The 12,545-nt window shown below is 64.6% G+C and carries 9 protein-coding genes; 8 read left to right on the top strand and 1 reads right to left on the bottom strand.

The window, feature by feature from the left end; all coding sequences use genetic code 11:
• The first annotated feature begins 19 nt into the window (after nucleotides 1–19).
• From Pla108_RS20145 to Pla108_RS20110, 8 genes are all read left to right on the top strand, one after another.
• Nucleotides 20–256, top strand: a complete 237-nt coding sequence (locus tag Pla108_RS20145) for a hypothetical protein (protein ID WP_146446784.1) — start codon at nucleotides 20–22, stop codon at nucleotides 254–256.
• Nucleotides 256–582, top strand: a complete 327-nt coding sequence (locus Pla108_RS20140) for a type II toxin-antitoxin system RelE/ParE family toxin (RefSeq protein WP_197526751.1) — start codon at nucleotides 256–258, stop codon at nucleotides 580–582. Before Pla108_RS20145 ends, Pla108_RS20140 begins: the two co-directional genes overlap by 1 nt.
• Nucleotides 579–1,382: a dihydropteroate synthase gene (gene folP, locus Pla108_RS20135; protein ID WP_231934568.1), complete on the top strand. Its 804-nt coding sequence runs from the start codon at nucleotides 579–581 to the stop codon at nucleotides 1,380–1,382. Before Pla108_RS20140 ends, folP begins: the two co-directional genes overlap by 4 nt.
• Nucleotides 1,383–1,577: 195 nt before the next feature.
• Complete coding sequence (locus tag Pla108_RS20130) at nucleotides 1,578–2,852, top strand: glutamate-5-semialdehyde dehydrogenase (RefSeq protein ID WP_231934567.1); 1,275 nt, start codon at nucleotides 1,578–1,580, stop codon at nucleotides 2,850–2,852.
• 150 nt (nucleotides 2,853–3,002) lie between these two features.
• Entirely contained in the window at nucleotides 3,003–4,112 is a 1,110-nt protein-coding gene (fliM, locus tag Pla108_RS20125; protein ID WP_146446782.1) for a flagellar motor switch protein FliM, read from the top strand.
• A gap of 458 nt (nucleotides 4,113–4,570) precedes the next feature.
• Nucleotides 4,571–7,870: a beta strand repeat-containing protein gene (locus Pla108_RS20120; RefSeq protein ID WP_146446781.1), complete on the top strand. Its 3,300-nt coding sequence runs from the start codon at nucleotides 4,571–4,573 to the stop codon at nucleotides 7,868–7,870.
• A 51-nt stretch (nucleotides 7,871–7,921) separates the two neighbouring features.
• On the top strand, nucleotides 7,922–8,725 hold the full coding sequence (locus Pla108_RS20115) for a CBM96 family carbohydrate-binding protein (protein WP_146446780.1): 804 nt from the start codon (nucleotides 7,922–7,924) through the stop codon (nucleotides 8,723–8,725).
• 106 nt (nucleotides 8,726–8,831) lie between these two features.
• Nucleotides 8,832–10,127: a glycoside hydrolase family 28 protein gene (locus Pla108_RS20110; RefSeq protein WP_197526750.1), complete on the top strand. Its 1,296-nt coding sequence runs from the start codon at nucleotides 8,832–8,834 to the stop codon at nucleotides 10,125–10,127.
• A 182-nt stretch (nucleotides 10,128–10,309) separates the two neighbouring features.
• Here Pla108_RS20110 and Pla108_RS20105 read toward each other — a convergent pair whose 3' ends face one another.
• A complete protein-coding gene (locus tag Pla108_RS20105; protein ID WP_146446778.1) occupies nucleotides 10,310–12,193 on the bottom strand; it encodes a rhamnogalacturonan acetylesterase in 1,884 nt (627 codons plus the stop codon).
• Nucleotides 12,194–12,545: the final 352 nt, after the last annotated feature.

Below are 12,545 nucleotides of genomic sequence, written 5' to 3'. Positions count from 1 at the left end.
CGGCTGTAAGGAGTTCCACGTGTCCGCACCGTTGACCGACCTCGACGCCTTCTACGCGTTTGGGCGCAATAAGCTCGCCGAAGATGGCGACCTGTCGCTCGACGACCTGCTCTTCGAGTGGGACGCCGCGTCGCATCACGACGCGATTAACGAAGCGATCCGCGAGGGAGTCGCAGACGTCGACGCCGGCCGGACGCGACCCGCCACCCAAGTGGTTGCAGAGACGCGATCCCGGTATGGCCTGGACGCGCTGTGATGTTCGAGGTGGAGCTATCGGCCCGAGCCGAGCGAGACTTCGACTCGATCGTCCGCTATCTGTTGAAACGATCACCGACCGGTGCCGCTCGTTGGATCGACGCCTTCGAGGCGATGCTCTCGGCTTTGCCCAACTCGGCCGAAGCGAACGCCTTGGCCCCCGAAAACGCCGATCATCTCGACACCATTCGCAACGCCTTCTTCAAGACTCGGAGCGGCCGCACCTACCGTGCCCTCTATATTATTCGCGGTGGCCGTCTCTTTATCACCCACATCCGTGGCCCAGGTCAGGATCGTGTCGGTGACCTGAGAGAGACCGACCAATGAGCGTGCGTAATGCACTTCCCGCCGTCATGGGCGTCGTCAACGTGACGCCCGATTCGTTCTCCGATGGGGGCCAATTCCTCGCAGCCGCCCGCGCCGTCGCACACGGCCTCCGACTCGTCGCCGACGGGGCGTCGATCCTCGACATCGGCGGCGAGAGCACCCGGCCTGGCGCCGAGGGGGTGTCGGCCGACGAAGAGCTCCGCCGTGTCGTGCCGGTTATTGAACAACTCGCGGCGCAAACCGAGGTCACCCTCTCGATCGACACGAGCAAAGCGGTCGTCGCCCGTGCGGCCCTCGCTGCGGGGGCGTCACTCGTCAACGACGTGACGGGACTCGAAGGCGACCCGGAAATGCTCGCCGTAGTCGCCCATAGCGATTGCCGCGTCGCCGTGATGCACATGCGGGGCGTGCCGCGGACGATGCAGGAGGACCCGCACTACGACGACGTCGTCGCCGAGGTGAAGACTTACCTCGCTTCGCGGCGCGACGCTCTGGAAGTTGCCGGTGTCGATCGCGAACGGCTGCTGCTCGACCCGGGGATCGGCTTCGGCAAGACTTTTGAACACAACGTGACGCTGCTGCGCCGCATCGGCGAGTTTCACGACCTGGGCTGTCCCCTCCTGGTGGGGCACTCCCGCAAGCGGTTCCTCGGCGAGATTCTTGGAGACCCCGCCGCCGACCGCACCGCGGCGACGCTCGGTGTCGCCATGCACCTCGCCGCCGAGGGGGTGCAGGTGATCCGCGTCCACGACGTCCGCCAAACGATCGACGCGCTCAAAGCCTTCACGGCTGTCCGCTAGCGAGCCAGACGGTCATCCAGCGAGCCGGGAAGCGTCAGCTCCCGGAGGGTGCCGGGCGCCCACTGCAACTCCGGGAGCCGACGCTTCCCGGCTCGCTGGTTCGCGTTGCTCATTGGCTCGACGGTTGGATTTGTCCCTGACTGCGGCGATAATGCAAGGATTCGACCTACCGAACCGCAAACGCTTAGGAACGCTGTGACGACGCCCCCCGACCAAGACCTCGCCGCCTACTGTCGCGACGTCGCCGAACGAGCCAAGCAGGCTTCGGCCGCCCTGGCCACGGTGAGGGGCGACGTGAAGATCGCGTGGCTGCGGCGCACCGCGGCGCTCCTGCGTGAAAACGGCGCCAAGCTCGAGAAGGCCAACCAGGTCGACCTCGCCGCCGCCCCCGGCTACGGCCTCACCGACGCCGCCGTCGATCGTCTGAAGCTCACCCCCGAGCGGATCGAGTCGATCGCGGCGGCGCTCGAAGAGGTCGCGATGCTCCGCGACCCGATCGGGGCGGTTATCGATTCGACGGTGCGGCCTAATGGGCTGCGTGTCGATAAGGTGCGGGCGCCGCTCGGCGTTGTCTTCTTCATCTACGAGTCCCGCCCGAATGTCACGGCCGACGCCGCCGCGATCTGTGTCAAAGCGGGCAACGCCGTCATCCTCCGCGGCGGGAAGGAGGCGATCCACTCGTCGCAGGCGATCGTCGAACTGCTCGCCCAGGCGGCCACCGAGACCGGCCTACCCGCAGACGCGGTGCAACTCGTGAGCACGACCGACCGGGCAGCCGTTGGTCATTTCTTGACCATGAACGACTGCATCGACGTGGCGATCCCCCGCGGCGGCGAGGGGCTGATCCGTCGCGTCGCCGCCGAAGCGACGATGCCCGTCATCAAGCATTTTGACGGCAACTGCCACGTCTACCTCGACGCGTCGGCCAACGCCGAACTGGCCGAAGCGATCACCGTCAACAGCAAGACGCACCGCTACGGCGTCTGCAATGCGGCCGAATCGTTGCTGATCCACGCCGCCGCCGCCGAGCGGCTGGCGCCTCGGGTCGGCAAGGCGTTGCTCGACGCCGGCGTCGAGGTCCGTGGCGACGAGCGTTTCCGCCGGCTCGTGCCCGCCGCCAAACCGGCCACTGACGAGGACTTCGGCGCCGAGTACCTGGGGCCGATTATCTCGGCGGTCATCGTCGATTCGCTCGAAGAGGCGATCGGGCATATCAATCACTACGGCTCGCACCACACCGACGCCATCGTGACGGCCGACCTTGAGTCGGCCCGCTTGTTCACGGCCCGCGTCGACAGCGCCGCGGTGGTCATCAACGCTAGCACGCGTTTCAACGACGGCGGCGAGCTCGGCCTGGGCGCCGAGATTGGGATCAGCACCGACAAGTTCCACGCCCGCGGCCCTTGCGGAGTCGATGAGCTGACCACGTACAAGTACGTCGTGACCGGCACCGGGCAGGTGAGGGGGTAGTGGCTGCCAGCTAGAGAGCAAGGGACGGGACCGCTAGCACTGTGCTGCCGCTGGCGCCGGCGGGGGTCGCGCCATCAAGTGATCGTGTGTCATTCCCCGCAATAAACTAGCATTCGGCCTCTCGCACCCATCCTCTGTCGCCCCGCGACCGTGTCCGACGAAGTCCTCAGCCAAGACGAGATCGAAAGCCTGCTCGGCAAGGCCGGGGGGGGCGCCGACGCTCCGAAAAAAGCGAAGGCGGCGGCCCCACGTCAGGCGCCCGCCGCCCAACCAGCGCCGTCGTCCCGACCCGTGGCGTTCGGCGGACCGGGCGTCGTCCCGAGCATCGACCCGCTACCGCCCCCGAACGAGAAGGTCACGACCTACGACTTCAAACGCCCCGAGCGTGTCGGCAAGGAGCAGATGCGGGCCCTGCAGACGATGCACGAGGGCTTCAGCCGCAACTACGGCGCGGCCCTCTCTGCGCTGCTGCGGACGATCGTCGAGGTGAAACTCACTAGCGTCGATCAACTCACTTACAGCGAGTTCGTCTTTAGCCTCGAGAACCCGACCTGCTTCAACCTGATCAACGCCCCTCCGCTCGAAGGGCAGCTGATCCTCGACATCAATCCGTCGCTGCTCTTCCCGATCCTCGACCGGCTGCTCGGTGGAACAGCCGACACGTCGAACCCGTCCCGACGCCCGCTCACCGAGATCGAGCTCCGACTCGCCGGCCGGATCACGTCGCTCTTTCTCGCCGAGATGGAGGCGGCTTGGCTCAATGTGATCGAGCTCAAGCCAGTCGTTGACCATGTCGAGAGCAACCCTCAACTGGTGCAGATCGTCCCGCCGAACGAAGTCGTCGTGCTCATCAGCTTCGAGCTGACGCTCGGCGAAGTCCGCGGAATGATGAACCTGTGCATCCCATTCAATTCCATCGAACGGATCGGCGGCAAGCTCAGCGCCAACAGCTGGGTCACCTACAGCAAGAAGCCTTCGACGCCTGAATCGTTGCAGATGATCGGCGATCGGCTCAGCAAGTCGGTGGTCGAACTGGCGGTCGATCTCGCGACGTCGCAGATCTCGACGAACGACCTTATCGGCCTCCGTGTCGGCGACATCATTACGACCGAGAAGGACGTCCACTCGCCGCTCGTCGTCTCGGTCGAGGGGCGCCAGAAGTTCCACGCGTCGCCGGGGTCTTTCAAAGGCCGCAAGGCGGTGCAGGTTACCGACCTGATCGAAGAACGGCACATCGCGGTCGGCAAGCACGCCGGCTGAGGCGCCAGCAACGTCCTTGCAACCGATTGCAAAACGGCGTCTCTCCGCAACTTGCCTCACTTTCCACTGCCAATGCCGGTGGCGGCATCTCTTCGGAAAGCCATTCTGCGGAGCATCCTCACGCCAGCGAAGCATGCGGTAAACCGCACTTTCGCTTTGTCAAACGAGTCCTCTCCCGCTGCGAGAGGGGGCGGATCTCACAGGCCCTGGCTGGTCCACCGGTTGCAAACAGATGGTCAATGGCCGCAATGCCCTCCCTGATGCATTGAATAACCGGTCCTTCCGAGTAGCCTGATACAAGGCGTGCAAACCGGTCCACCGTACCGGTGCGCAGGCGTATCAGCTCATCTCAACCAGTCTCATCCTCGACGCTGCGCTGGCGATTCGACTCTCCCTAGCGGATTTGGGAGGCTTCCTTGGTCGATTACTACTCGTAGCTCTACTCGGACTTGCACCCTATGGATGGCTTCGTCAGCAACGGCATTAAACTTGTCGGCATTACCCTGGCAGCCTTGTCGGCTTCCGCGGCGACCGCCCAGACCAATGGCGTCTGGACCGCGCAGAGCGGAATCTACAGCGACGCCGGCAACTGGGCGGGATCGACCGTCGCTACAGGAGCTGGCGCGACTGCCGACTTCAGCCAAGTCGACCTCAACGGTGACATCTCGGTCACCTTCAACGCGAACCGGACACTGGGCCACCTGATCTTCGGGGACACGAACCTCGCCACGGGAGGGACCGTCGAGCTCCGCTCGGATATGACTCCGGTCCCGACCATTACCCTCGCCGGCGCCTCGCCGACGATCACGGTTAACGCCCTCACACCGACCGCTTTCGACGATGTCTTCGTCGCGCCCTATCTTTCCGGCACGAGCGGTTTCACGAAACAGGGCGCCGGCATCCTCACGCTCGGCGGCATCGCCGACAGCGCGAACTTCGTCGGCAATAACCTCAGCGGTGTTGTTGACGTCGCCGAGGGGACCCTCCGGATCGCAACGGGCTTTAGTTACTACGACTTCTTCAACCTCGTCGATCCTCAGGCGCAGACGATCGACTCAATCAACCTGCAAGACGGGGCGACGCTCGAGCTACAGACCGGAATCGGTTTTAACACCGTGACGGCGCCCGCCGGGGCGAATGTAACGGTGAGAGGGGCGGGCGGCACCTTCATCAATAACCTGACTTCGACGGCGGGTTCAGGATCGACCCTTAACGTGATCGTCTCGGACACCAACGCTGCAGTCTTGGGCGAACAGTTCTCCGCCCACGGCAACTGGTCCGGCTTTGACACGTTGAATGTCTCTGGCATCTCCGCTCCTGGTGAGGCTTTGAGCGTTTTCCGCCTCCGCCCGAACGGCGGGTCTTTCGACGGCGCCAGCTTCGCAGCGACCGTCGTAAATCTCGACAACGTCTCGACCTTTGTCCGCACGAACTCGACCGGCAATACGATTTCGATCGCCGAGTTGCACGGATCGGCCACGTCGGATATTTCGGGCGGGTCGAACCCGGGCGGCGTCGCACGTTGGGCCATCGGCGCCAACAACGCCGACTCGTCCCACGCGGGAACGATCACCCCTGGCAATGGCGGCCTTGATCTGATCAAGAACGGGACCGGCAAGTTGACCCTCTCGGGCGCCCTCAGCTACTCGCCCGTCAACACCGCCGCGGGCGGCCAAGCGGGCAATCCCGACCGCCGCGGCGGCGTCACGACGATCAATGCGGGTACGCTCGCCCTCTCAGGCGCTGCGACGTTGCCGGCCGGAACGGACGACACGGGCGCACTCGGCCTCCTCTACTCGACCGTCGATGTCCGCCCGGGCGCGACGCTCGACGTCTCGGCGTCGCCCGGCTACTCGACGGCCGCTCTGCAGCAGATCATCGGCGGCGGAACCATCGTCGGCAACTTCAATCACGACGAGGGACGCCTCGCGCCGGGCGACGACAATGTCGGCAACTCGGCGACACTTGTCCGGACGGCCGGAACGCTGACGTTCGCCAACGCGCTGACCTTCAACGGCGGCGAAATCCTCTACGACGTCGCGGCCACGCCCGGCGCCGGCAACGACCTCATCCAGGTCAATGGGCTCACCAACCTCGCCGGCGGCGGCGTCGTCACCCCCAACTTCTTGACGGGGTCGGTGCCGACTAGCGGACAGTACACCATCCTGAGTTCCGCCGGCGGCTTCTCCGGTGCGACCACCAATTGGTCGGTCGCCTGGCCCGGCCGTTCGGGCTCGTTGCCCGTCAGCATCTCGGGCAACAACCTCGTCTTCAATGCGACGGTCACCGACGGCGACTCGATTGTTTGGCGCGGCGCCGCGAGCAGCAATTGGGATGTCCAGACGACTCAAAACTTTTTCAATAACAGCACTTCGTCGGTTGACACGTTCTTCAACGGCGACGACGTGACGTTCGACGACACCGCCACCACCTTTACGGTCAACCTGTCGCAAGACGTCCAGCCGCTAAACGTCGTGATCGATTCGACGACCGACTACACCTTCACGGGCGCCGGGAAGATCGTCGGCTTCGCCTCGCTGACGAAGCGGGGTTCGAGCACTCTAACGCTACCGGTGAACAACACTTACTCGGGCAACACGACGCTTGAGGGTGGAACCGTTGATATCGGCGTCAATGTCGGGGCCTTCGGATCCGGGCAACTCACGATGTCGGGCGCGACAATCCGCGCCTCCAACGCCTTGACCGGCGGCATGACCAACTCGGTGCTGAACGTCACGGCCGGCACCTCCAACACGATCGTCGCCAACGGCGAGCCGACGAACACGGCGACGAACCAACTGGTTCTCCCCAACGCCGCCGGCTCGGGCGATCTGACGGTGACAACCGAAGTCGAAGGCCGGCTGGTCGATATGGGTGGCGTGAACGATCAGTTCACAGGCCACCTGACCCTCGCCCCCAGTGGGGCGGCGACAACGATGGGTGTTCGTTTCTTCGGCGGCGCCGGAGCAGGCATCCCGAATGGACGGCTGACCGTTGGCGCCGGCGTCACGGTCAATCAACGCCAAAACTCAGTCTCGACGGTCGATGTCGGGGAACTCAATGGCGACGCCGGCGCGGTCCTCTCGGGATTTGCGGGCGGCGGCACGGCGACCGAGAAGACTTGGCGGATCGGCAACCTGGGAACCTCGTCGATTTTCGGAGGGGCGATCACCGAGGGAGGAACGACGACCAACCTCACGAAAGTCGGCGCTGGTTCGCTGACGATCACCGGCGCCGCCGATAACACCTACACCGGCGATACCTCGGTTGAGGGAGGGACGCTCAGCATCAACGCCGCAACCTTGTCGGACATTGGCGACGTTTATCTCACCGACGGCACGGTCTTCAACCTCGACTTCATCGGCACCGACACGATTGACTCGCTGTTCTTCGGCGATGTTTCGCAGGTCACAGGGACGTGGGGCGCCATCGGCTCCGGGGCGGCCAACCAAACGTCCCTCATCACCGGGACCGGCCTCTTGGATGTGACGACCTTCGTCCCGTTCGTCCTCGCCGGCGACTACAACAACGACGGGCTCGTCAACGCCGCGGACTACACGGTCTGGCGTGACGGCGGACCGCTGCAAAACGAGACCGCTTCGCCCGGCGTCGTGGACGCCGCGGACTACGCCGCCTGGTCGGACAACTATGGCGCCGTTGGCCCCAGCTCGGCTACGGCCTTGGCCGTTCCCGAGCCGACGACAATCCTGCTCGCTTTCGGCGCCATTGTGTTCGCTCTGTCAGGCCGTCGTAACTAGGTTTAATTAACAGGCTTCTTGTTTCTCTTCTTCTGATAAGGACTAGTCCCAATGAGACAACACCTCACGCGACGCCTGCTCGGCTTGGCCGTGCTCGCCTCGCTCCTGGCGTGCAGCACATCGCAAGCAGCCATGTTTGTGACGACGGCGGACGGCAACGGCGCCGACACGTCGCTGCAAAACGACGGCCAAAGCGGCGGCACCAGCGCTGTGGTCTTTGGCGCGGCAACCGGGGCCGACTACCGCCGCTATGACGACGTGCGTCAAAAGATGCTGCTGGTCCGCTTCGACATTTCGAGTCTCGACACCGCCGCTTACGCGGATGCGGAACTCTGGTTCTACAACGAAACGAACCGAAGTCGCACGCTCCGCGTCTACGCGATCGCCGATGGCCCTCTCGACAACTGGGATGAGTCGACCACCAGCTACTCCAACGCTCCGGGCATTCTTCAACCGCCCACAGGAGCCGCTTACGACTCGGCGGCGAACAACTTCCTCGACCCGACGCAGTTGTTCAATCCGGGCGCCCCGCCGCCGGCCCCGAACCCGTTCCAGCTCGGCATCATTCAGACGGCCGACACCCGCGGGCTCCCCGGCGGACGCTACGTTTTGCAGTCGGACACCGCCACGCTCGATCTCGAATCGGTCCTCAACGCCGACACCAACGGTCTGGTTAGCTTCTTGCTCTTCCACGACGGATCGGACTCGGCTCAGACGGGCAACATCCGTACGAAAGAGCAAGGCGCGCCCTTCGCTCCTAAGCTGGGCGTTATCCCGCTGGATTTCGTCCCCGAACCAACGACGGCGTGCCTCGCCGCTCTTAGCTTGCTCGGGTTGGCGTCGCGTCGCCGCTGAACCGACCGATCCCTGCAACCGCCGTTAGTCTTCGGGGGTGGTGAGCAATCACCACCCCCTTTTTCGTTTGATTCCTCATCAGGCTCCTCCTGCGATGGTCGTTTCCGTGCGTGCTCTTCTCTTGGTTGTCGCGGCTTGGCCGGTTGGCGCGACAGCGCTAGCAACGGACTATTCGATTGTCGATCACGGAGTGCTTCCGGAGAGCGAAGCGGTCCAGACCGGGGCGATCCAGTCGGTAATCGACAGGGCGTCGGCGGACGGGGGCGGACGCGTCGTCATCCCCGCAGGAGTTTTTAGGTCCGGGGCGTTGTGGCTCAAGGCGGGCGTCGAACTCCATCTCGCCGAGGGTGCCGTCCTCCTTGGCTCAGCCGATATCGCCGATTACCCCACCTGCCAAACACGGATCGAAGGGAAGGTTCAGCCGTGGCGACCGGCGCTTATCAACGCGGTTGAATTAACGAACGTGCAGGTCACGGGCTCCGGGGTTCTCGATGGCGGCGGCAAACCCTACTGGACCGCGTTCTGGAAGCGACGGGCCGAGAACCGCAAATGCACCAACCTCGAAGTCGAACGCCCGCGACTGATGTACTTCGAGGGATGCCAAGACGTCGCCGTCAGCGGGGTGCGTCTGAAGGATTCGGGCTTCTGGAACCTGCACGTCTATCGCTGTGTGGGCGTCGTGATCGAAGGGGTGTCGATCACGGCGCCGCACGGCGATCCTCCCAAGATCACGGGCGACTCTCAGCCTTGGGACGAGGTTTCCATTGACCGGGCTCCGAGCTCCGACGGCATTGATGTCGATAGCTGCCAGGACGTTGTGATCCGCCGTTGTATGATCTCGGTCGGCGACGACTGCATCGCCCTGAAGGGGACGAAGGGACCCCACGCCCTCGACGATGTTTCTAGCCCGCCGGTAGAAGGAATCCTCGTCGAAGACTGCGACTTTCAGAGCGGGCATGGCGTGCTCACCTGTGGCAGCGAGGCGACGATTGTCCGCAACGTCGTGGTGCGACGTTGCCGCGTCGGCGCCGCCATTCCCGTCGTCCGTCTGAAGCTCCGTCCCGACACGCCGCAGACTTACGAGAACTTGCTCTTCGAGGACCTGACGCTCGACGGCGCCCAGGCCTTGTTCGACGTCAAGCCTTGGACCCAATTCTTCGACCTGCAAGGCGCCGAGCCGCCTCGCTCGGTGGTCCGTGGCGTCACGCTCCGCCGCATCCGGGGCTCGGTCCAATCGCTCGGTGAGTTGCGGGGTAACCCGGGCGACGCGATTGAACAGATCACCCTCGAAGAGATCGAGATCGACGCGGCTCGCAACCGCTTCGCTGTGGGAGAGGTTGACGGCCTGACCTGCCGCGACGTTGTCGTCAACGGCGAGCCGTACGACGGGCCCACCGACTGATACGGATCACGATCGCGAGTAGCGCTTCGACAAGAGGAGCCCACTGATTGGGTCGTAGCGGTTGACCGACCCAGGGTTTCGCCTGAGCGACCCTTTTTGTGAGCGGCGCGGCGCTAGCCGCCGGTAGCCCCCTCCGGTGATTCACCGGCGGCTAGCGCCGCGCCGCCCACAAATCCCGAGGCTTACGGCGAGGTGACGGTTGTCGCCTTGAGGTGGGAGGCGAGGTCAGGCACCGCCCGGCCGATCCCGTTCGCCACGCTGCGGGCGAGCCGTTCGGCGCCGAAATCGGTATGGTGCGTCGCGTCCTGGAACGCCTCGGGCAAGCGCTCGCCCAGATCGCGGTAGAGCGCCTTGCTCGCGGCGTGGAGGTCGATCACGGGGGCGTCCATTTCGGCGGCCAGGTCGCGGACCGTTTGTGGGTACGCGCCGAGCGTGTCTTTCTCGACGCCCGCCATCCGCTCCATCGAAGTGACAAGAACCGGCGTGGCGCCGCGACGACGCGTCTCCTCGACCGCTCGCTTTAACCCGTTACGGTATTCCTTCAAGGCGTCGGGCCGGGTGCTCTTCATATCGTTGTGGCCGAATTGAATCAGCAGCCAGTCGCCCGGCCGCATCCGCTCGAGGACTTTGTCGAATCGCCGAGCATTCCAAAAGCCCCGGACCGTCTCGCCCGACTCGGAGTGGTTCGCCACCGCGATGTCGTCGCGGAAGTGAACCGGCAGCTTCTGACCCCAGCTGGCCCACGGGGCCTCGGGCTGGTCGGCGACGGTGGAGTCGCCCAGCAAGTAGATGGTCGGCACGTCGGGGGCGGGCGTCACCGACAGGCGCGAGACCGCGGGCCGCTCGCCGGTGAATCGCAGCGTCAACTTCCGGTCCCAGGCCGCGGCTTCGCTGCCGCGTTCGCGTGGTTTGAGACGGACCGACCCGCCCGCCTCGATCGCGGGGGTGCGGGTGTTGACGACGAAACGCCGCGTCTCGAAGGCGCCCGGCTCGGTCGCGACCTCGTCGGTCATCTGTCGGCGGAGTTCCGCCTCGACCCGCGTCTTCGTGGCCGCCTCGGGTGAACCGAGCGTCGCCTCGACCAACCAATTGCCATCGGGGACGACGAACGAATAAGCGAAGGCCCCGTCACCGACGCACGCGTGCCCCGCCGACGCGTTGACGAATTCAACCGAGGCGCCGGGCTCGAAGCCGTGGCCGCGACCCGCGTCGAAGACCGCCGGCGTCCGGATCGCGTCGCCGCTTGGTCCGCCGAAGTCGACGGAATAAGAGACTTTCACAAGTTCGGCTAGCAGGCAATCACTAAGGTCGCTCGCTTCGAGGCCGCGGATTCCCTTTGCGACGCACTCGGCGTTCACCAGCGCGCCGGCCCGCGTCGTGTGAGTGTGGTCAGCGGCGGTAAAGAAGTCACCGGCGACCTTCTGCTGGCCCTCCTCTTCGTACCGCTTCGCCACGATTTCGTTGAGGTCGATAAATGGCGCCCCGGCCTGTTCGGCCGCCTCCTTGGCCCACTTGCCATAGTCGGCCGACGCCCGGGCGACTTTGCCGTCACGCCAGATGTTGCGTGGCGCCGGGGAGAGGACGATCGGCACGGCGCCCTTCGCCTTGGCGTCGGCGATGTAGCACCGCAGGTACCAGCCATAACTGTGGACGGTTTCCTCGGCGCCGGTCGCCTCAACGACGCCGTCTTGCGACTCGTCGCCGTTGCCCTTGATCGAGGCCCGGGGGCGGTCGCCATCGAACATCTGGCCGCCGTCGTTGTGGCCGAACTGCATCAGCACGTAGTCGCCGGCGCGGAGCGAATCGAGCGACCGCTGCCAGAGCCCTTCGGTGAGGTAGGTGCGGCTGCTGCGGCCACCGAGCGCCCGGTTCTCGACAACGAGGCAATCGACATCGAAGTGGGGCTGCAGCACCTGCCCCCACCCCCATAGCCCGCCGTCACCACGCCCCTGGCCGTTCTTCACCGTTGAGTCGCCGATAAGGACAAGCTTGCGCGGCGCGGCGTCGGCTCGATTCGACGTGATAAGAAGGCTGGTGATGATCAGGGCAAAAAGAACACGGTGCATGCGACTCCAATGGCCTAGCCGTATAGATAGAAGAAATAGTTCTGTGGTGGTCGGAACCCACTGCAAGTGAAGAGTAGTTATACCGCGTTCTAGCGGCCATATGCTTACTACGGCGCCAACTCCCGCGGTGCTGAAAGTGGCAATGGCAGTATAGATAAAATCGTAACCCCTCACCAACCGAAAGCGATGGCGCTGGGTTCGGTCGGAGCGAGCCGGTTGCGGCTTAGTAACTATCCCAGAACTGGTCTTGGCGGGGTAGAGCGAAGTTCGTAGAGGTTCTCGCAACCCGAACCATGGAGGTGCGAGATGGCCGTAGCGGCGTCGCTGGAGACGATCTGGGAAGTGGACGATA

It is taken from the genome of Botrimarina colliarenosi, assembly GCF_007859955.1.
Lineage (GTDB): Bacteria > Planctomycetota > Planctomycetia > Pirellulales > Lacipirellulaceae > Botrimarina > Botrimarina colliarenosi.
This window is presented reverse-complemented; position numbering and strand designations above follow the sequence as displayed.

Coding starts and splice junctions, on each gene's coding strand:
- folP (WP_231934568.1), top strand. CDS start 579: ATGAGCGTGCGTAATGCACTTCCCGCCGTCATGGGCGTCGTCAACGTG.
- Pla108_RS20120 (WP_146446781.1), top strand. CDS start 4,571: ATGGATGGCTTCGTCAGCAACGGCATTAAACTTGTCGGCATTACCCTG.
- Pla108_RS20115 (WP_146446780.1), top strand. CDS start 7,922: ATGAGACAACACCTCACGCGACGCCTGCTCGGCTTGGCCGTGCTCGCC.
- Pla108_RS20105 (WP_146446778.1), bottom strand. CDS start 12,193: ATGCACCGTGTTCTTTTTGCCCTGATCATCACCAGCCTTCTTATCACG.
- Pla108_RS20140 (WP_197526751.1), top strand. CDS start 256: ATGTTCGAGGTGGAGCTATCGGCCCGAGCCGAGCGAGACTTCGACTCG.